General features: G+C 64.1%; 17 protein-coding genes and 1 tRNA gene. 3 read left to right on the top strand and 15 right to left on the bottom strand.

The window, feature by feature from the left end; genetic code table 11:
• Positions 1-38: 38 nt before the first annotated feature.
• From HDE78_RS09845 to dtd, 5 genes are all read right to left on the bottom strand, one after another.
• Positions 39-1,772 carry a hypothetical protein gene (locus HDE78_RS09845; RefSeq protein ID WP_179478773.1) on the bottom strand — a complete coding sequence of 578 codons (1,734 nt, stop codon included), beginning with the start codon at positions 1,770-1,772 and terminating at the stop codon, positions 39-41.
• Positions 1,773-2,059: 287 nt separating this feature from the next.
• Positions 2,060-2,135 (bottom strand) — tRNA-Ile (locus HDE78_RS09840).
• A 182-nt stretch (positions 2,136-2,317) separates the two neighbouring features.
• Complete coding sequence (locus tag HDE78_RS09835; RefSeq protein ID WP_179478771.1) at positions 2,318-2,464, bottom strand: hypothetical protein; 147 nt, start codon at positions 2,462-2,464, stop codon at positions 2,318-2,320.
• A gap of 85 nt (positions 2,465-2,549) precedes the next feature.
• A complete protein-coding gene (gene rpoD, locus HDE78_RS09830) occupies positions 2,550-4,424 on the bottom strand; it encodes an RNA polymerase sigma factor RpoD (RefSeq protein ID WP_179478769.1) in 1,875 nt (624 codons plus the stop codon).
• 167 nt (positions 4,425-4,591) lie between these two features.
• A complete protein-coding gene (gene dtd, locus HDE78_RS09825) occupies positions 4,592-5,032 on the bottom strand; it encodes a D-aminoacyl-tRNA deacylase (RefSeq protein WP_179478767.1) in 441 nt (146 codons plus the stop codon).
• Positions 5,033-5,149: 117 nt separating this feature from the next.
• Here dtd and HDE78_RS09820 point away from each other — a divergent pair, with 117 nt between their 5' ends.
• A complete protein-coding gene (locus tag HDE78_RS09820; protein WP_179478765.1) occupies positions 5,150-6,043 on the top strand; it encodes a lipid A biosynthesis acyltransferase in 894 nt (297 codons plus the stop codon).
• A gap of 48 nt (positions 6,044-6,091) precedes the next feature.
• Here the strand turns inward: HDE78_RS09820 and HDE78_RS09815 are convergent, their stop codons facing one another.
• The 4 genes from HDE78_RS09815 to HDE78_RS09800 all read right to left on the bottom strand — a co-directional run bounded on the left by HDE78_RS09815 (position 6,092) and on the right by HDE78_RS09800 (position 10,291).
• A complete protein-coding gene (locus tag HDE78_RS09815) occupies positions 6,092-6,427 on the bottom strand; it encodes a tetratricopeptide repeat protein (protein ID WP_179478763.1) in 336 nt (111 codons plus the stop codon).
• Between the two features lie 12 nt (positions 6,428-6,439).
• Complete coding sequence (locus HDE78_RS09810) at positions 6,440-8,329, bottom strand: glycosyltransferase family 39 protein (protein WP_179478761.1); 1,890 nt, start codon at positions 8,327-8,329, stop codon at positions 6,440-6,442.
• A gap of 82 nt (positions 8,330-8,411) precedes the next feature.
• A complete protein-coding gene (locus HDE78_RS09805; protein WP_179478759.1) occupies positions 8,412-9,476 on the bottom strand; it encodes a CDP-glycerol glycerophosphotransferase family protein in 1,065 nt (354 codons plus the stop codon).
• Positions 9,476-10,291, bottom strand: a complete 816-nt coding sequence (locus HDE78_RS09800) for a glycosyltransferase family 2 protein (protein WP_179478757.1) — start codon at positions 10,289-10,291, stop codon at positions 9,476-9,478. The genes HDE78_RS09805 and HDE78_RS09800 overlap by 1 nt, the downstream gene beginning before the upstream one ends.
• Before the next feature lie 264 nt (positions 10,292-10,555).
• Here HDE78_RS09800 and HDE78_RS09795 point away from each other — a divergent pair, with 264 nt between their 5' ends.
• Positions 10,556-11,488 carry a glycosyltransferase family 2 protein gene (locus HDE78_RS09795; RefSeq protein ID WP_179478755.1) on the top strand — a complete coding sequence of 311 codons (933 nt, stop codon included), beginning with the start codon at positions 10,556-10,558 and terminating at the stop codon, positions 11,486-11,488.
• Between the two features lie 23 nt (positions 11,489-11,511).
• Here the strand turns inward: HDE78_RS09795 and HDE78_RS09790 are convergent, their stop codons facing one another.
• Both HDE78_RS09790 and HDE78_RS09785 read right to left on the bottom strand, forming a co-directional pair.
• Positions 11,512-12,585, bottom strand: coding sequence for a glycosyltransferase (locus HDE78_RS09790; RefSeq protein ID WP_255457735.1), 1,074 nt, complete (start codon positions 12,583-12,585; stop codon positions 11,512-11,514).
• Positions 12,578-13,942 carry an O-antigen ligase family protein gene (locus HDE78_RS09785; protein ID WP_179478753.1) on the bottom strand — a complete coding sequence of 455 codons (1,365 nt, stop codon included), beginning with the start codon at positions 13,940-13,942 and terminating at the stop codon, positions 12,578-12,580. Before HDE78_RS09785 ends, HDE78_RS09790 begins: the two co-directional genes overlap by 8 nt.
• Before the next feature lie 245 nt (positions 13,943-14,187).
• On the opposite strand from HDE78_RS09785, the gene HDE78_RS09780 reads away from it, so the two are divergent.
• On the top strand, positions 14,188-15,309 hold the full coding sequence (locus tag HDE78_RS09780) for a glycosyltransferase family 4 protein (protein ID WP_179478751.1): 1,122 nt from the start codon (positions 14,188-14,190) through the stop codon (positions 15,307-15,309).
• Between the two features lie 3 nt (positions 15,310-15,312).
• Here the strand turns inward: HDE78_RS09780 and HDE78_RS09775 are convergent, their stop codons facing one another.
• The 4 genes from HDE78_RS09775 to def form a co-directional block, all read right to left on the bottom strand.
• Positions 15,313-17,022: a glycosyltransferase family 39 protein gene (locus tag HDE78_RS09775; RefSeq protein ID WP_179478749.1), complete on the bottom strand. Its 1,710-nt coding sequence runs from the start codon at positions 17,020-17,022 to the stop codon at positions 15,313-15,315.
• 192 nt (positions 17,023-17,214) lie between these two features.
• A complete protein-coding gene (gene rsmB, locus HDE78_RS09770; RefSeq protein WP_179478747.1) occupies positions 17,215-18,549 on the bottom strand; it encodes a 16S rRNA (cytosine(967)-C(5))-methyltransferase RsmB in 1,335 nt (444 codons plus the stop codon).
• On the bottom strand, positions 18,546-19,487 hold the full coding sequence (gene fmt, locus HDE78_RS09765; RefSeq protein WP_179478745.1) for a methionyl-tRNA formyltransferase: 942 nt from the start codon (positions 19,485-19,487) through the stop codon (positions 18,546-18,548). The genes rsmB and fmt overlap by 4 nt, the downstream gene beginning before the upstream one ends.
• The gene (def, locus tag HDE78_RS09760) at positions 19,484-19,993 is read right to left on the bottom strand and encodes a peptide deformylase (protein WP_179478743.1); all 510 of its coding nucleotides are present in this window, start codon (positions 19,991-19,993) and stop codon (positions 19,484-19,486) included. Before def ends, fmt begins: the two co-directional genes overlap by 4 nt.
• Positions 19,994-20,124 lie beyond the last annotated feature (131 nt).

The raw sequence follows: 20,124 nt of genomic DNA, 5'->3' as shown, positions 1-20,124 counted from the left end.
GAATATGATGTCGGCCGAATGTCTGCAGCGGCCGATAGCTAGAGCGCGATGACGCTGCTGCCAGCGCCCTGCAAATACGACGTGGCAAAGACAGGGTGTTGGGAGTGGCGGTCGGCATGCTGTGCTCGCGCAAACGCCAGCAGTGCATCCGCAGAAACAGGTATCGCCCCATCCGCCGCCGCCGATATGTCGCCAGCGGTATAGGCATCCGTCGGCACGCCGAAGGACGCGCGCAAAGCCAGTGAGTCGCCCTGGTCGGCGGCGATACGCTTGCGGATAACGAGATAGCTTTCGGTCACTTCGCGGTCTCGCGGTAAGCCCGATGAATCCAGGCGATCCAGCAACATGCCTGCCAGCGCCGACTGGTTCGTGGCCATGGCCTCCTCTGCCGCATGCACCACGCATATCAGGCAGGGTGATTTGTGCGTCAGCAGCTCATCGACCATGCCGCTCGCCGCCGCGTAGGCCTGGTGATCGATATAGGCACTAAGCAGACTCTCCTGTGCCTGCGTGGAGTCGGGGTATTCGAGATAGGCCCACTGCCATCGCATCACGTCCGACGACCACAGCGGTACCGTGGCGCGCACGTTGGCGAGCGAAGCGAATATCCACAAAGCAAGCGTGCCGAAGGCCGCCATTCTCAGCAATGGCCGTCCCCGCACCAAAGGCGCTGCCTGCGCGAGCACAAGAGGAAGCAGGCCGCACGCGAGGGCGAGAGCGGTCATCGCGTAGCGTTCATGGTAAAGGCTCGCGTCGAACTTCACCGGCACAATGTGCAGCACCGATAGCAGTGAAAACATCGCGACCAGCAGCAGTGTCCCAAACGCTTGACGCCGAAGCATCAGCACAATGGCCGCGCCCACCAGTCCTATGGCGGTGATGTCGGTGGCCATGCTCGCCACAGTCAGGGTGCGAAACTGATCAACCTCAACCGGATGAATCGGGTTCAGCCCTGTCATTGGCCACAGCAGCATCCGCAGGTAATGTACGAGCAGATAGCTCACCTCCTGGATTCGTCCAAGCGCACCCAGGGAACGCCCTTCCGTTGCCTGGACCAAGTGCCCGAGGTAATGGTGACGAAAGGCGAGATACGTAGCGCCAGCCAGCAATAAGCCGCCGTATACGGGCGCATTGGCCTCGATCAATGCACGCAGGCGCGCAACGGTGCTTTTCCCGACACCGTCTCCGATCAATAGCCAATCCAAGGCGAACAGAACCAGCGGAAATGAAACGGCCGACTCCTTGCAGCATGCCGCCAAAAAAAAGCACAGGGAAACGGCGGCGACTCGCAGCCACAGTTTCCGGAACGTGATGTGCGCCAGCAGGGCAAGCAGGGTGAACGTCGTCATCGCGAGGTCGTACTGACACCCGATCCACGACACGGGCTCGATCAGCAGCGGATGCACGGCATAGATCAGCATCGGCATAACCGCGACCTGCCAGGAAAGATGGCCCGAAATCAGCTCCGACAAACGCATCGCAAGCAGTCCGACCAGAACCACGTTCAACGCATGAATAGCCAGAGAGACGGCGTGCATAGGCCCCGGCTGGAAGGCGAATAGGTGCAGTTCCAGGCTGAAAAGCGCCATCACCAGCGGTCGAAAATAGGTCGCGAAGCCGTTTGTCTGTCCGATCAGCAGCGGCCGCCAGGGATCGGCGCTACGCGCCGAAATGCTGGTGAGCGAATCCAGCAGCTCGTCCCAAGCGAAGTCGGCATGCATGACGGGCCAATACAGCGCCAGCAGCGCGACAAGCAGCGGTAGCGCGACCACGCAGAAAATGTCTCGCTGGGACATCTGTTTGATCATCGGGACGGGCACGCGCGGAGGGATGGCATCGCCATGGGTCTAGCAAGAACCATGCGAGCTTGACCGAATTTACGTCGATAACGCGGGAAAGTGTTCGATCGGCGCCCGGAGAGCGGTTTTACGACGCGCCCAGTGCTGAGCGTCCATTCGGAGGTCCCGATAGTGTCCAACGGGTTTTCCGCTGTCCAGGCCAGCGATAAGTCGATCAGAACCTTGGATCGCTGCACCGCGGCCATCGAATAGGCGGCGGATGGTGGGCCCACGAGGACTCGAACCTCGAACCAAAGGATTATGAGTCCTCTGCTCTAACCATTGAGCTATAGGCCCCTGCGGGGTGGCAAGTGTAACCAATGCGGACGGAAACGACGATGGGCGGGTGCCGCCGCGGGTCATCTTGGGGACGTTGTCTGCACATCGCAAACAGCTACTATGGCGCATCGGTCGCGAGGCCGCACACGCATGGCGTGGCCCATGTTCAACGAACGGAGTTTGAAGAATCTATGAAGCGTTTACTGATTGCCGGTTTGATCGCTTTTGGCGTGCTGGTAGCGGCGCCTGCCATGGCACAGGTTGTGCACCATCCCGTGCATCATGTGGTGCATCATCGGCCGGTTCATCACCGCGTCGTGCACCATCGTCCGCCGCCGCGCCGCCATGTAGTGCACCACCCGGTTCGGCACTGACCGACAGAAAGAAAACGCCCGCAATGCGGGCGTTTTCTTTTCAGGCGATAGCGATGTGTTATTCCACGTCGAGGAACGAGCGCAGCTGTTCCGAACGGCTGGGGTGACGCAGCTTGCGCAGCGCCTTGGCTTCGATCTGACGGATGCGCTCGCGGGTGACGTCGAACTGCTTGCCGACTTCTTCCAGCGTGTGATCGGTGTTCATGTCGATGCCGAAGCGCATGCGCAGCACCTTGGCCTCGCGCGGGGTCAGGCCGGCGAGCACGTCGCGCACCGTTTCCATCAGGCCGGTTTCGGTGGCCGAATCGATCGGCGAGCTGGCGTTGCTGTCCTCGATGAAGTCGCCCAGATGGGAATCCTCGTCGTCGCCGATCGGGGTCTCCATCGAGATCGGCTCCTTGGCGATCTTCAGCACCTTGCGGATCTTGTCCTCGGGCATCTCCATTTCCTTGGCCAGTTCTTCCGGCGTGGCCTCGCGGCCGAACTGCTGGAGCATCTGGCGGGAAATGCGGTTGAGCTTGTTGATCGTCTCGATCATGTGCACCGGGATGCGGATGGTGCGGGCCTGATCGGCGATCGAGCGGGTGATGGCCTGACGAATCCACCACGTCGCATAGGTGGAGAACTTATAGCCGCGACGGTATTCGAACTTGTCCACCGCCTTCATCAGGCCGATGTTGCCTTCCTGGATCAGGTCGAGGAACTGCAGGCCGCGGTTGGTGTATTTCTTGGCGATGGAGATGACCAGGCGCAGGTTGGCTTCGACCATTTCCTTCTTGGCACGACGGGCCTTGGCCTCACCGCTGGCCATGGCGCGGTTGATGTCCTTGATGTCGATCAGCGGCAGGAACAGCTTGCGCTCGATGGTGGCGAGTTTTTCCTGCTCGGCGTCGATGGTCTCGCGGTGATTCTTGATGTTCGGCGACCACTTCTGACGCTTGCGGCCCAATTCGGCCGCCCACTCGAGGTTGCCCTCGTTGCTGGGGAAGGTCTTGATGAACTCGGCCTTGGGCATCTTCACCTGCTTGACGAAGATGTCCATCAGCACGCGCTCGTGGTGACGGATGTCGTTGACCACTTCGCGCAGCTTGCGCACGAAGCCGTCGATCAGCGCGGACGGCAGCTTGAGCTTGAGGAATTCCTCGGCCATCTGGTCGCGCAGCTTGACGATCTTCTTGTCGGTAATGCTGGCGGCTTTGGGCGCGGCTTTCTGGAACTTGCCGTAGTAGTCGCGCAGCAGTTCCATGCGGCGCTTCACTTCTTCCGGATCGGGACCGGTCGGGCCGGCCTCTTCCTCGTCCACGGCGGTGGTTTCGTCGTCGTCCACTTCGGCTTCGTCAGCCGGATCGGGCTCGGGCAGCAGCAGCGCGGCGGCTTCCTTTTCCTTGCGGGCGAGGTCGGCGGCTTCTTCCAGATCGAGGAAGCCGGCCAGAATTTCGCTGAGGCGGCGCTTGCCGTCTAGATGCTGGTCGTATTCTTCCAGCAGCAGCTCGATGGTCAGCGGAAAGCTGGCCAGCGCCGTCTGCACCTGGCCCAGGCCTTCCTCAATGCGCTTGGCGATGGCGATTTCGCCCTCGCGCGTCAGCAGCTCGACCGTACCCATCTCGCGCATGTACATGCGCACCGGGTCGGTGGTGCGGCCCACTTCGGCGTCGACGGCCGAGAGCAGCGCCACGGCCTCTTCGGCGGCGGCTTCGTCGTCGGTGCTGCTGCCGGCCTTGTCGGCCAGCGGGTCGGCATCCGGCGCGGCGTCATGCACTTCGATGCCGACGCCCTTGAGCACCGCCATGATGTCTTCGATCTGCTCCGGATCGACGATGTCGTCGGGGAGGTGATCGTTGATTTCCGCGTACGTCAAATAGCCCTGCTCCAGACCTTTGGAGATGAGCGCTTTGATTTCAGACTGTTGCTCGTGGGGAGCTTTGCTATTCATTAACCGACCGCCGCGGGGTTCAAGAACCGGACATTATAACGATGTGATGCTTTTTTGACCAGTTTTCAAGTGAAAAAATTTAATGCGAACAAGCATTTGGCCAGGCAAAAATCGCGCCATATGAGCGATGTGGGCCTATTTTGAAAGACTGCGCCGAGCCGGTGCGTCTAGTTCGTATCGAGCCAGAAAGTGACCGGTCCGTCGTTGACGAGCTGCACCATCATATGGGCGCCGAAGCGACCGGTTTCCACCCCTGGATGCGCAACTTTGGCCAGTTCCACCAAGCGGTCGAACCAGTGTCGCCCGTGTTCGGGTGGCGCCGCGCGCGTGAAGCTGGGGCGCATGCCGGAGCGGGTGTCGGCCGCCAGGGTGAACTGACTGACCAGTAGCAGACCGCCGCCGGTGTCCGTGAGCGAGCGATTCATCCGACCGCTGTCGTCGGCGAAGACGCGATAGCCCAGCAGCCGTTCCAGCATTCGCCGGGCCTGGGCTTCGCCATCGTCCGGCTGCACGGCCACCAGGGCAAGAAGCCCCGCATCGATGCGGCCGACAAGTTCATCGGCCACGTCGACGCGGGCGGATTGGACGCGCTGGATCAGGGCAATCATGCGGGCGGTTTGATCGAAGGTGTTTCGAGCTTAAAGCCGCACGGCGATCGGCGGAAGCGCGAGCGTCCAGCTGTCGTTTCTGGGGTCAGACGAAGCGCGCTCCCGTAAACTGTGCGGATGCGTGCCGACATGATCCTCGTTTATTTCCTCCTGCGCCTCATCGGCCAGCTGCCTCTTCGTGTGCTGCACCGCATCGGCAGCGGGCTGGGCCGACGGGTGTTGAGACGCAACAACCGCACGGTGCAGAACACCGCGGTGAATCTGCGCATCGTGCGGCCGGAGCTGGATGACGCCGCACAGGCGGCCCTGCTGCGCGAGGTGATGATCGAGAGCGGCAAGTCGGTGGTCGAACTGGCGAAAATCTGGGGCGGCGGCGCGGAGCGCGCGCTCGAGCTGATTCGCGAAGTACGCGGCGAGGCCCTGCTCGACGCGGCCTTGGCCACCGGCAAGGGCGTGATCATCGCCGCGCCGCATCTGGGCTGCTGGGAATTGCTCAATTACTGGCTGTGCCGCAAGACGCCGATGGCGATTCTTTATCGCCCGCCTCGCGTAGCGGCCGTGGAGGGCCTGCTGCGCAAGGTGCGTGGCGCGTTGGCACCCGAGCAGGTGCGAGCCGATGGCGCGGGCGTGCGCACGCTGTACAAGCGGCTTGCTGCGGGCCGCACGGTAGGCATTTTGCCGGACCAGAAGCCGCGTGCCGGCGAGGGCGAGTTCGCGCCCTTCTTCGGCCGGGATGCGCTGACTATGGTGCTGCTGCCGCGACTGGCGGCACGCACCGGGGCAACGGTACTGTTTGCCTTTGCCGAGCGGCTGGCGAACGGCGCGGGGTATCGCGTGCATCTGCTGCCGGCGCCGGGGACGATCACGGATGCCGATCTTACCGTCGCCTGCGCGGCACTGAATCAGGGCGTGCAGAACTGCGTCGAGCTTGCCTTTGCGCAGTACCAGTGGCAGTACAAGCGTTATTCGGCGGACGATCGTCCAAGTCCGTATGACAAGGAAAACGGTTGAGCGCGGCGCGCCGATAATCGACTCAAGGCCGCCGTTCGCCGGTTCGCGTTAACGTTCCGGCGGCTTGGTTTTTTCCAGCCGACGCAGGAACACGGCCATCTCTTTTTCGGCCTGCTTATCGCCGCGTTTTGCCGCGGCAACCATCCCGCTGCGCCACGCTTCGGCTGCCGCCTCCGGCTCGGCTGCATCCAAGCAAGCTTTGCCCAACAGCTTCCAAGCGGCCGAGTAGGTCGGGTCAAACGCGACGGCGCGTCTCAATTCATCCATCGCTGCACGGGTGTCGCCATCACCCAGCAGCGCGCTGCCCAGCGAAAAACGCAGCAGCGCGCCGTCGCGTGGGCCCCCGCACTGCAGGCGCAGGCTGGCAATGCGTTCTTCATTCATCAGCGCGAAGGCTCAAGGCTGCGACCGATAGCGACCTTCCGGAACCGGATAGATCCGGGGGGGTTGGGAGAGTTCGGGCGGCGAACGTCCCGAGTACACATCGGCCAGCGACGTGGCCGGCCAGATCACCATCCACGACGAGCGGAACGGCTGGACCAGCAGTGCATAGCGCAGCGCTTGTGCGTCGAGTTTTTCCGGGTGATCGACGATCAGGCCGTCCGGGTGCGCGCGGGCAAAATCCCTGACAGCCTGCTCACCGAAAAGCTCGGTAATCGGGTGCAGCAGGCGCCCTTCGAAATGGAACTGGCCGTCGTAATTGCCGACGTAGCCGATGGGATGTTGCGCGATATCGGCTTCGCCCAGCAGCCGCGACGACGGTGCCAGATCGTACTTCGGCCACAGAGCGAGCGTGAACAGCGTATTGAGCGCAAGCGTGGCGAGCAGGCCGGCCACCGCAAGCCGGCGCATTTCGCCACGGCCGCGCACCAGCAGCAGCCCGCCGAGCAGCAAAAACGCCACGCCGAACGAACGGCTGTACGCGGCAGCACCGTCGAACCACTCCCCATGCAGATGGTTGCCCGCCACCAGGTTGGGCAGTGCAAACAGGAAAGCCGCAAAAAGTATCCCGCCGATGCCGAGCGGCCAGGTGCCCAGCCACGGGTTGTCGGCCAGCACCGGGCGCCGCTCGCGCAATATGGCGACGGCCGCGGCGATCAGCATCACACCGCCGCCAAATTCGGGCAGCGGGTAATACGCCTGCTTGCCGCTGATCAACGAAAAAACCAGAAAGGTCGGCAGCAGCCAGCACAGCAGAAAATGCAGTCCGGGCTCCAGCGGCTGACGCAGCAGTGCCACCAGCAGTGGCACCAGCAAGAGCAGCATGAGCAGATGCTCCAGCTGCGGCGCGTGCCAGTGAAACGCCAGCAAAGAAAGCAGGCCGAGCCCCGCAACTGCCATCAGCGCCAGTGCGAGTGGCATGCCGCTGCGCCAGGGCTTTTGAAGCAGGGCGATTACCAGGGCGACGCTGGCCCGCGGCCACGCGCTGAAAGGAAACATCAGCACCGGCAGATAGATCAGATACCACCACGACGGATGCGCGTGGCTCTGCAGCGGCTGAGCATGCTGCAACCCTTTCACCACGCGGCCGGCGGTCTGGGTAAAGAACAGCCGCTGCCGATACGCCTCACCGCCGGAAAAACCAGCCGGCAGCGCCCAGGCCAGCAGTACCGCGCCGCCAAGCAGCACGGCGAGCAGGCCGCGGCCGTACCAGCGTGCGCGATGTTCGCGCGCCCAGGCGTTCCACAGCGGCCCGAGCAACCAGGGAAACAGCACGTGAAGCAACATCACCGGCCCCTTGGTCAGCAGACCGGCGCCGATGCACAAACCGAACAGCAGCCAGCGCGGCTCGGCGCGATCGATCTTCGGCGTGAGGCACAGCAGCGCAGCCAGCGCCCATACCGCCAGCAGCACGTCGTACATGATCTGCTGGCCGAACAGAAACGCGTAACTCAGCGCCAGCAGCATCCAGGGGGCGCCCCTGGCGATCCACGGACGGTTTGGAAACAGCCGACGCGCCAGCGCGGACACCAGCACCAGCTGCGTGCCGCCGACCAGCACTTCGAGCACGCGCGGCCACACGTCGCTGACGCCGAAGACAAACCAGCCGGCGTGGATCAGCCAGAACAGCAGCGGTGCTTTTTCGCTGTATGGCTCGCCGTTGATGGTCGGCACCAGCCAGTGGCTGTGACTCCACATCTCCCACGCCACGGCCAGCGTGCGGGTGGAGTACAGCGGCATGGGACCGTGCGAAAAAATCGCCAGCAGTGCTACCAGGGTCCACAGCGGCAGCCACGGCCAGAGCGCGCGCAGGGTTTCGGTACGGCTATTGGCGCTCGGGGACACAGGCGTGCTCGTGTGGGTTCAAGGGAGGATTCTAGCCTGCGTGACCTTGTTCACGTTTATTGCGGGGAAGGGCCGGTGTGATTCACGCCGGCCCCCAGTAACCGATGCGCCGGCGCAGCTTCAGTTTGCGCCACGGATTCCACGGTTTCGGCCGACGGTTGCGTCCGCCGGCAGCGATGAATGCGTCGATCGCATCGAGCACCCGTTCGCTGGAGCGACCGTCGCGATAGGGATGGATCGCGTCGGCGAATTCGCGAATCGCCTGCATCAGCTCCGGCGGCCTGGCCAGCGCGCGCTCGATCGCCGGTTCGAACTGCGCGGGGTCGTCGATGTCGATCAGCTGCGGCCCGGGCCGGCGATTCTTGAAGGTCACCACCGGCTTGCCGGTGAGCAGGAATTCGCTCAGCGCCGACGAGGTATCCGAACACATCATGTCGACCTGCGGAAACAGGTCGAGAATATTGTCGTTCTCGGCGAAACGCAGATACTCGTTCTGCAGCGCCTTGTAACGCGCACGGGTTTCCGGATTCATCTTTGGATGAAAGGTGACGATCCAGCGCCAGCGGCCGTCCCGCGAGAGCCGCTTCACTTCTTCATACAGCGTGTCGGCGGCGCTCCAGGAAGGCGAAAACGTCGAGTGATAGAGGATCACCGGCGGTTCGCGCACCGCGGGCAGCGCGCCTGCGATCTCGCGCATGAACGGGTCCAGTTTGGGCCAGCCGGTTTCGGTTACCGTAAAATGGCCGAGCTTGGCGGCAACTTCGCCAAAGGCCTTGGTATCGCGCGGGCCGGTGGTGCAGTACAGGTCGAAGAAGCCGCGCACGTAGACATGCCGGGGCTTGCCGGCATCGAACCCGTGGAAGGTTTCCACCTTCACGCCGGGAAAGAAATGCGGCAGGTGATTGCTGGAGGTGATCACCGCGATCGGATTCCACGCGCGCACTTCTTCTACCGTGAGCAGGCGTTCGCCGTCGACCAGATCCTCGGCGCCGGGGCCGTCGAAAAACCAGGCCGCCTCGTGGCCGCGCGCGCGGATGGCCTGCTGCACGGGACGAAGAATCGCCAGCGCATAGCGCTCGGAGCCATACAGCAGGTAGTGCTTTGGCGCTACCGCCGCGGACGAAATGGAAGAGGTCGTGTTGCTCATCAACGATCGATGCCGTGGCGAGTGAGAAGTTTGGCCGCCCGATCCACCGACTCCGGATTGCGGCGCATTTCGTAATAGCGCATGCGCTTGTAGATCGCGTAGCTAGCCGCGGTGTGGGCGATCATGAAACCGCGCCAGCCGTCGAGGAACGCCAGCCGAAAAAAGTAGTCCTTGATGAAGGCCAGCGCAAACACGAACGGCGCCTGCCACATCCGCACCGGCTTGCCCTTCTCCAGCCAGTCGCGGCATTTCAGCTCGGCATAGCGCAGCACCTTGAGCTGCTTGTGCGGAAGGGTCGGGTTGTTGATGTGATGAAACGGGGCACGGAAGGTTGGCGCCTCGCCGTCGAAGCGCAGCGACTCGTGCACGCGGGCATCGGTCCAGCGGGCGCGGTCGCGATGGTACAGGCGCGCGAGTTTTTCACCGACGGCCGGACGGTACCAGCGCATCGCGCGGCCCATGTAGATCGTGCTGCGGCGCAGGTAGGCAGCAGGGGTTTTGCCTGCCATCAACGCGGGCAGCCGCTGTTGCAGTTCGGCGGCCAGTTCTGGCGTCAGCGTTTCGTCGGCGTCCAGTGCGAGTATCCACGCGTGGCTGCACTGCGTGGTGGCAAAATTGCGCTGGGCGCCGAAACCGAGCCAGTCCTGATGGACCACGCGCGCGCCATGCGCCTGCGCGATCGCCACCGTGTCGTCATCGCTGCCGCTGTCGACCACCAGTTTCTCGGCCGCAAACGGTACGCTGTCCAGACAGCGCGCGATGGCATCGGCCTCGTTGTGGGTGATGACGACGAGGGTGAGCGGGAGGGCGGCCATGCGGCGGATTCTAGCCGATCGACCCAGGGGTGGTCCGCGGCGAAGCCGGTTGCCGGCTTCCCGGTTAGGTATGATGCAGGCCTGCCGTCATCACCGTTGACGAAACTTTACCCGTAGCGCCGCGCCCGCCGGCCGGACACCGGCGTTGACCATGGGAGAATGCCCGCCGATGAGCACCTTTGCCAGCCGGATTATCCTCTGCGTCCGCGTCGGTTCGCTGCGCCATCGATTTTTTTTCGCCGAGTTGTTGTTGGGAATGTTTGCATGAGCCAGCCAGCGACGAGCTTTGCGGTGGTCGTCACCAGCTATAACTATCGCGACTTCGTGATCGAGGCGGTGCAGAGCGCGTTGGCGCAGAGCCGCAAGCCGGTTCAGGTCATCGTGGTCGACGATGGCTCTACCGACGGCTCGGATGTTTTGCTGCGCGAGCACTTCGGTAGCGACGAACGGGTGCTGCTTATCTGCGGCAGCAATGGCGGCCAGCTGGAGGCGTTCCAGCGAGGCGTGGCGCGGGTCGATGCCGACGTCGTGTGCTTTCTGGATTCCGACGATCGCTGGGCTCCCGACTATCTCGCGCGCCTGGGCGAGCTCTACGACAACCGCCGCGATGTCGATTTCGTCTTTACCGACATGAAGCATTTCGGCGAAGAGAACAAGGTGGTGGGCTTTCATCGCTGCGCCGTCGACCTTGGCTACACCGCGGTGATCACCTATGCGCTCACCCGCTGGTACGGTGCGCCGACCTCGGCGTTGTCGATGCGCGCCAGCTGGGCCAGGAAAGTGGTCGATGTACCCGACAGTTTCCGCGAAACCTGGCGCCTTTCGGCCGACAACTGTCTGGTGTTCGGCGCCAGCGTGCTGGGCGCCAAAAAGTATTATCTACCGACCGGTTGCGTGGATTATCGCATTCACGGAAAGAACGGCTGGTGGTCCAATCGCAGTGCTTCGGTGGCTTACATCAACCGTTTGCGCTCACGCGGGTTGATCGGCTACTACGCGCGGGTCGCCGGGCTGGATGAATCGTGCATCGAGCTGTCCAAGCTGGAATACAAGACCAAACCCGACCCGTTTTGGGCTGAAACCAAGCGCTACGCGGCGTTGTCCATGCGCGGACATGCGCCATGGTGGAAACGCGTCGAGCACATGCTGGCGATTTTGTTCGGATCCAGAGCGTCGGGCCTGCTCAAGAGCGGCTGACCTGCTCAGGTAACGGCTCACGCCTACTTGCCGGTCGACTTTGCGCTCTGCCACGGAACGGTGGCGCGCTCGTCCTGCAGCTGAGGCAGCAGCGCTTCCTGCAGCAGCTTACCGAAGCGCTGCTGATTGCTCTCGAACCAGCGACGCGCGGCCGCGCCCAGCGCCTTGTATTGGGCCGAATCCATACCGCACGCGCGTTCGACGGCGGCTTCGAGGGCCGTCTCGTCAAAGTGATAGCGGGTCGCCGCATTTAACGGGCCGGCGGCGCTGGCCGCTACCAGCAGGCCTCGGTCCGGGCGCACGAGTTCATTCATCGGCGGCGCATCGCAGGTGATCGCCACTGCGCCGCAGCTCATCGCCTCGGCAATGTAATGACCCCAGCCTTCGGCCTCGGACAGACACAAGTGGAATAGATGGCTGTTCTGCAGACGACGGATTTCTTCGATGTTGCGCAAGGTGGCCACACGATGGCGCACGTTGTCTCGATCCGGCGTGGTGGGCATGCCCTGGGCTGTCTGCGGGGATTGCAGCACCAGCAATGGTGGCCATTCCGGATGACGACGCCACACCGCCAGCAGCCGCGCCGTGCCTTTCATGCGGCTGGCGCCCGCCAAATGCAGAAAGTGCGGCTGCCGTGGCATTTCCGGTATCAGGCAATCCGTGCTGCGAAAGCCGATATAGCGGGTCGGCAAGCCGCGTGCCTGAAACGTCGTAGCGGCTACCCTGGTTTTGGCAAGCATCGCCTCGAAGCGGTGCAGATGCCGTTCGTCCCGTTTGGACAGCCATTCCGGATTGGGGATGAAAAAGTTTCGATGTGCGGTGGAAAAGTAGGCCGGTTGAACATGCTCCAGCATGATGTTGACGTCGAACTTCCAGCGCATGCCATCACCACGCTGCAGCGACTGCCTCAGCAACTGCAGGCGAATCCACAGCGCACGCAGCGTCCAGCGGCGGCGTTTCGGGCCGACCGAGGTTATGTGCACATCGTGGCCCTGCAGCGTGAGCGTTTCGCGCAAAAGGCGCAGGTCGTGACTCAGACCACGGCCGTTGTCCCAGCCGATCAGGTTGATGCACGTCCGTGGCGTCTGGTCAGACAATCGGCGCAACCTCCGTTGATGATTTGCGTTTGCCGAGCCAAATCGCCAAGCCCAGTACGAGGAAGAAGTACAGGGAATGTGGCATGGCGCGATAGAAGACGTTGTCGGTCAATCCGCACAATGCGTACATGCTGACTGTGGCGACGCCCACGCATGCGGGAATCATCTCGCTGTGGGGCGCATGCAGCGCGTGACGGGTAAAATGAATGAAGGGCACGGCAAAAATCAGCAAAATAACCAGCAGACCCGGCACACCGCCCGTTGCCGCCGCCTCAAGATATTCGTTGTGCGGGTGTTCGTATTTCACGATGGCGGCGTTGGCATGGCCTTCAGCCACCTGCTGGCGTGCGTAAACCCCGAACTGGTCGATACCCACCCCAGCCAGCGGATGGTCCAGGAACGCGTGACCCGCCGTATGCCACATCTCAAGCCGTTCGCGGATGGCGCCACGGGCGGAGGTCTTGGAGTCGTAGCTGGTCATCTCCGAGCCCACGTCGGCAAATCGCTTCACAAAGACGGACACGTTGCTGGCGGCCACGGACGGTTTGACGGAGGGCGCCGAGGCCGCGGGCCTTTCGAGTACGGCATCGGTGCTTCCCGTGGCCGATGCTTTCGCCGCTGGCATCGGGCTGACGACGGCCGCTGAAGTTGGAGCCGGAACGCTGACGTTATGTACGCTGTTCGCCGCCAGGGCGCCGCCGACGACGATCGCCACAAGCAAGAGCGACGCACACATCCAGCGGCCGGTGCGGCGGCCATAAATCACCAGCATGAACAGCAGTACGGGTATGAATGCCAGCAGCGGCCCCCGGCTCTGGGTCAGCATCGCGCCATACATGCCTAGCATCGCACCCAGGCTGTGCACGGTTTTCTCGAAGAAGCGGCCATTCGCGTAGAAAAGCTGCAGCCATCCGCTCAGCGAAAGCACCAGCAGCACCATCGCGAATTCGATCGCTCCCCAATCGCCACCGTTGAGGCCGAAAGCCCGATCGATTCTGAGCACGAAGTGCTGCACGATGCACACGCCACCCAGAAAGATTGCGGTGGCGCTAAAGCCGAACCAGACCCAGCGCGTGCGCAGCGGCAGACTGAAAACGGCTGCGGTGCCCAGGTAGAGCAGGATGTGCGACGGTAGATCGAACGCATCCCATCCCAACCCGTGGCCGAGGATGTTCAAAGCCGTGTAGACGACGGCCAGGGCGCAAACGGCGACGATCGGCCAGGCCGCCCGGTAACTGTGCCGTGTGGCTCTTCGGCTGAAGAGCAGAATCAAGCCAGCGATAAGCAGTATCAGCGCGGGTAGCGCTTTCACCCGCAAGGGGACGGAGAACGAGAGCGGCATCAGGGCCACCAGCACGGATAACGAGCCAACCCACCATGCGTTCGATCTTGCGTCCACGCCCTCTCCTTTCCGGTTAAGCCATCTCCCTGTGCTGCACGAAGGGTTTGAGGTCTTCAGCACTAGCCTTGAGTTTGGGCATGGTACTTTAGGCAGACCGTGCGACGGGCAACACGTCTCGATGTGATAACAGTCGCGTTCATGTTGTTTGCCTAGTCCATTCTCCAGCGTAGGCGTTCGCCTCGCTTGCAAGGGTCGCTGCCTTGAAAATCCTGTTCACCAATTTCCACGAGGGTGACGGGGGCGGCCACACCACGTATGTAATGACGTTGGCCACGGCTCTTGCGACACGCCACGAAGTGCATGTGGCGGCGCCGCCGGCAAGCCGGCTTTACCGTGAGGCCAGCGGCGAGACCGGCCTTCGTGCGTGGGCACAACCGTTTCCAAATGGGCTGAACAGGCTGGCCGCCCGCCGACGCGCGTGCAGGCAGCTGGCCGGCTTGCTGCGCGGGAGCGATTTCGATCTGGTCCACGTCAATGGCTCGGCCGATCATCGCCTCGTCATGGCGGCCCTGCGTGGATGGCGGCGGCGTCCGCGAATCGTCCTGACCAAGCACAACTCCAAACCGATGACCGGCCTGGGGCACTGGTGGCGCGCCCGACGCGGCACCGACATGGTGATTGCCGTGTGCGACTTCACCTACCGCGCGCTGGCGGCCTCGGCATATCGACGCTGTCTGCTGGCTACCGTGCACAACGGCGTCGACATCGATCATTTCACGCCCTGGCCGAACGCCGAGGCGATCGCGCAGCGCCGACGCTGGCTCGGCGATCGGACGGCGCTGCTGCTCGGCAGCAACGCGGGTACGGCCAACTACAAGGGCTGGATGGATCTGGTCGAGGCGCTGGCACTGTTGCCGCCCGCGCGGCGCGCTCTGGTGCATCTGCTGGTCGCCGGACGCTTGCCGGACGCCGCCATCGAGCAGCGCATTGCCGAGCTGGACTTGAGTGATCAGGTGCATTTCCCCGGCCTGCTCGACGATGTGCGGCCGGCGCTGGCGGCTATCGATGCAGGCTTTGTGCTGTCGTGGGACGTCGAGACCATTTCCTTTGCCTGCCGCGAAATGATGGCGATGGGCAAGCCCGTGCTGGTCAGCGACTACGCCGGCCTGCCGGAAAACATCCGCCCCGAACTGGACGGCTGGCTGGTGCCGCCGCGCAACCATCAAGCCATGGCCGACTGTTTGCAGCGCCTGCTGGAGCAGCGAGCTGACCTGGCGCGGATGGGAGCGGCCGCGCGCGAGCGTGCGCAGAACGAATTTGGTCTGGATCGGTTCGTGGCACGTACCGAGGCAGCCTACGCCGACTTGCTGGCCAATCGTTGAGTCTTACTCGGCATCGTTGTCGTTGTTTTCGCCACTGTGCGGCACACAGCCGGGCAGCACCGCATCGGCCTTGAACAACCACCATTCGCGGCGATTGGCGTGGCCCACGTAAGTGGCTTTCTTGCGATCGACGCACTGGCCCATCGCGGTATCGAGGCTGAATATCCAGCGCTGTGACCGGGCGGCGCGTTGCCAGGCGGTGGCGTCGGCGTACTGCTCGGGCCACGGCTTGAGGAAGCCGAATTCCGCCACCGGCCCTTGCGTCATCAGCAGGTTCTGCTCCTTCCAGGCGAGCAGGCCTATGGTGGCCTGCGGCCCGGCGATGGCGCGGGCACGCTGCATCACGTCGCTGGCCGAGCGGTCGCCGTTGAGCATCGGATAACCCCATAGTCCGTAGACGCTCCACAGCACGGTGGCGAATGCCAGCCAGCCGATCGCGGCGCGACGCACGCGCGTCAGTGCGACGATGACGAGGCCGGCCAGTCCGATGCTCAGCAGCAGCCACCAGATATGCGGATCCAGGCTCTGCTCGAACGGCACGGCCCACGCCGGATGCCATGCCAGCGCCAGCGCCGCGGCGCTGCCGATGCCCGCGCTCAGCAGCAGGGTCAGCACGAAGATCAGGGCACGAACGCCGCGTATGCGCAGCAGGCCCGGCAGCAGCGGCGCCAGCGCCAGCGCCGTCATCGGCAGTGCGGGCAGGATGTAGACATCGCGCTTGCCCGGGCTGATCGAAAAAAACAGCAGGATCAGCACAACCCAGCCGAGCGGCAACAGTAAGCGCGCGTCGCGGCGCTTCAGCCTGCGCCACCAGGCAGGCAGCGCCCAGGGCAGCAGCAGCGACAGCGGCAGCCAGTCGATCACGATGATGCCGAGGAAATAAAACGGCGAATGGAAATGCCCACTCGGCGCTGCGTAGCGATGCACGGTCTGGCCGAAAAGGATGTTGCGCACGTACTCGGCATGCTGCACATCGCCGTCGGCATGCGCGACCAGCAGCATCGGCACGAGCCAACCGAGGATCGGCACGAAGAACATCACCAGTCCACCGGCCCAGCGCCAGCCGCCGGTGGGCCAGGCGATGTGCTGCCAGTGGCCACGCCGGGCGACGGCATAGGGAATCAGCATCAGCAGGGCGATCACCCCGACGCCCTTGGTGGCCACGCCGACGCCGGCGAAGAAACAACCCACGGCAAACCAGCGCCAAGAAGGCCCCAACAGCAGATGGCGCAGCAGGCCGTAGTTGGCCAGCGTGACCCAGCCCAGCAGGAGCGGATCGATCTGCGCATTGCGCATCTGGTAGGTGAAGTGAATCGTGACCAGCAGCGTGGCTGCCGCCAGCAGTGCGCAGCGGTGGTTCCAGAGGCGGCGCGCCAGATCGTAAGTCAGCGCGAGTGCGCCCAGCCCGGCGGCCAGCGACGGCAGCATGAAGGCGACGCGCCAGCTGCCGGTGAGCAAATAACCCAGCGCCTGCAGCCACATGAACAACGGCGGCTTGTCCGGATACAGCTCGGCGCCACGATGGGGAAACAGCCACTGCCCGTGCTCCACCATCAGCCGGGCCACCAGCGCGAAGCGCGGCTCGTCCGATGGCCAGGGGTCGCGCAGGCCGATGCCGACGCCGAGCAGCAGCAGGGCGAACACGCCGAACAGCAGCAGCTCGCGCGGCGCACTGCGCAGCCAGAGCGGACGAGCGTGGGACAGGGGCTTCACGGCGTGGAGGCTTCCGTTGGGCGATCGGGAAAGGACGCGAGCATAGCCGGAGGTTGGCGGTGCTGTGGCGATCGGTGAAATGACCGGGTCTTCGGCACTGATTTGACCGCGGCGCTGGCCAGCCGTGGCTCGGCACCGTCATCATGGGCGCAGCGGCCTTCGGTTTCGCTTAGCGGCGGCGCAAACGCAAGGTCAAACGTCTTCGACCGATCCATCCTGAGTAGCGGCCACCGTCTTTTCCACCACGGCGTAATACATCCCGTCCAAGTCGCCGTCGCCCGGAAGAATCTGCCAGCCGATGTTCGCGGCGTGCCCCACGGGCAGCGTGAATGCCAGCGCTTGCGCGTCCGATTGTTGGGCGATCAACTCACCCACGATGCTCTCGTTTTCCGCGCGCAGCAGCGAACAGGTGATGTAGACCAGCCGTCCGCCCGGCGCCAGCAGCGGCCACAGCGCCGAGAGTATCCGGCGCTGTTGTTCGTGCATGGCGGCGATATCGCTTTCGCGCCGATGCAGCCGAACATCGGGCCGACGGCGCAGCACGCCGGTGGCCGAGCAGGGTGCGTCGATCAGGATGCGATCGAACGGCTGCCGCTTCCACCAGCCGGTGGGAGCGCCCGCGTCGCCGATGACGATTTTCGCATCCAGCCGCAGGCGCATCAGATTCTGGCGAATGCGTTCGCCGCGCGTCGCATCCACCTCCAGGGCGGTCAGATCGATGTCCGCGCGTTCGAGCAGATGGCACGCTTTGCCGCCGGGCGCCGCGCAGGCATCGAGCACGCGCATGCCGTCCTTAAGGTCGGCCAGATCGGCAGCGACCTGGGCCGCGCCGTCCTGCACCGCGAACAGCCCATCCTCGAACCCTGGCATGCGCGTGACATCGCTGCTGTGCGGCAGCACCAGCGCATCCGCCAGCCAGGGGTGGCTGCTGGCGGCATAGCCCGCCGTCTCGAACTGCGTCAGCAGCGCGTCGCGTGCGATGCGGCGGCGATTGACGCGCAGCATCAGCGGCGGCTCGACATTGTCGGCGGCCATGACCGCCTCGGATTGTGCCGGCCAGTCGCGGGCGAGTGCTTTCGCCAGCCACTGGGGATGGGCATGCCGCGTCTGCGGTTTGGCATCGAGCCGGGCGATCAGGCTTTCGCGCTCGCGTTGCCAGCGTCGCAGCACGGCGTTGACCAGCCCGGCCAGCTGCGGGCGCTTCAGCGCGCGGGTGGCTTCGACGGTGGCCGCCACGGCGGCGTAATCCTGCAGCTGCAGGATTTCCAGCTGCACCAGGCCCAGCACCAGCAGCGCGTGGATGGCCGGATCCTTGTGCCGCAGGGATTTTTCCAGCAACTGATCGATGGCCGCATCGAAGCGCAGCCACCAGCGCGCGCCCTCGCTGAGCAGCGCCATCAGCAGCGCGCGGTCGCGCGGGTCGCGCAGCTTCGGCGCGTTGCGCTCCATCACTTCGCGCAGGGAAGCGCCGCGCATCGCCACTTCGGCCAGCGATCGAGCGGCCAGCGCGCGGGTGTCGACCGTCATCGGCTGCCGCGCAGTTCGGGGCGGGCGTTGAGGTAGTCGGCTGCGCTGATGCGCTTGCCGCCAGCGCGCTGCAATGCGGTGATGCGCAGTACACCCTCACCGCAGGCCAGGTCGATACCGTCGCGACTGGCGCCCAGCACGGCACCGGGCAACGCGCTGTGGTCGCGATCGATGGCATGGGCGGCCCATATCCGCAGCGGCTCGTCCGCCACCTCGGCTTCGGCGACGGGCCAGGGGTTGAAGGCGCGAACTTGGCGCTCCAGTTCGGCCGCCGGGCGCGCAACGTCGAGCCGGGCCTCGGCCTTGTCGAGCTTGTGCGCATAGGTCACGCCGTCTTCCGATTGCGGCGTGGCGACCATGGCCTCACCGGTCAGCGTACGGCGCAGGCCTTCGGCCAATACGTCGGCACCGAGCAGGGAGAGACGGTCGTGCAGGCTACCGCCGGTTTCATCGAAGGCGATCGGCGTGCGCCGCTGCAGCATCACCGGGCCGGTGTCTAGCCCGGCTTCCATCTGCATCAGGTCGACGCCGCTTTCGCTATCGCCGGCGAGGATCGCACGCTGGATCGGCGCGGCACCGCGCCAGCGCGGCAGCAGACTGGCATGCACGTTCCAGCAGCCCAGGCGCGGCGTTGCCAGCACCTTGCGCGAGAGGATCAGTCCGTAGGCGACGACGATCAGCAGGTCCGGACGGTAGCTCGCGAGCGTCTGGCGCACTTGTGTGGACTTGAGCGATTCGGGCTGCTCGACGGTAATGCCCGCCGCCAGCGCCGCCTGCTTGACCGGGCTGGGCGTGAGCTTGCGGCCGCGTCCAGCCGGCCGATCCGGCTGCGTATAGACGGCCACCACCTCGGCGCCGCTGGCGCGGCAGGCTTCGAAGCAGGGAACGGCAAAATCGGGCGTACCGGCAAAGATCAACCGCAGAGGACGCTCATTCAAGCGGTCGCCGCCTGCTTGCGCGCCTTTTCCAATCGCTTGAGCAGCAGGTTGCGCTTCAGCGAGGAGAGATAGTCGACGAACACCTTGCCCTCCAGGTGATCCATCTCATGCTGGATGCATACGGCCAACGGGCCTTCGGCTTCGACGATGATTTCTTCACCGGACGTGTTCTGCGCCTTGACCTTGACCTTGAGCGCGCGGGTCACGTCGGCATACAGGCCGGGAAACGACAGGCAGCCTTCCTGGTAGACCTGCGAACCGTCTTTTTCCAGGATCTGCGCGTTGATCAGCGCCAGCGGCTCATTGCGGTCGTCGCTCATGTCGGTGACCAGTACGCGCTTGTGGACATTGACCTGGGTTGCCGCCAGGCCGACGCCGTTGGAGTCGTACATGGTTTCGAACAGGTCGGCGACGAACTGCTTCAGCTCGGCGTCGAACACGGTGACCGGCTCGGCGCGGGTACGCAGGCGCGGGTCGGGGAATTCAATGATGGTAAGCAGGGACATGGATTTCACCTCGGCGCCGAGAGATGCGGGCGGCTTGGTCAAAAACCCACCCCGACGCGATCTAGAATGTTTCTCATTGTACGTCGGCAAACGCCCGGGCGCAGACGATTTTTGCCCATTCGCGCCTGTTG

It is taken from the genome of Rhodanobacter sp. K2T2, assembly GCF_013408815.1.
Taxonomy (GTDB): domain Bacteria; phylum Pseudomonadota; class Gammaproteobacteria; order Xanthomonadales; family Rhodanobacteraceae; genus Rhodanobacter.
The sequence above is the reverse complement of the archived record's forward strand: the minus strand, read 5'-3'. Positions and strand labels throughout refer to the sequence as shown.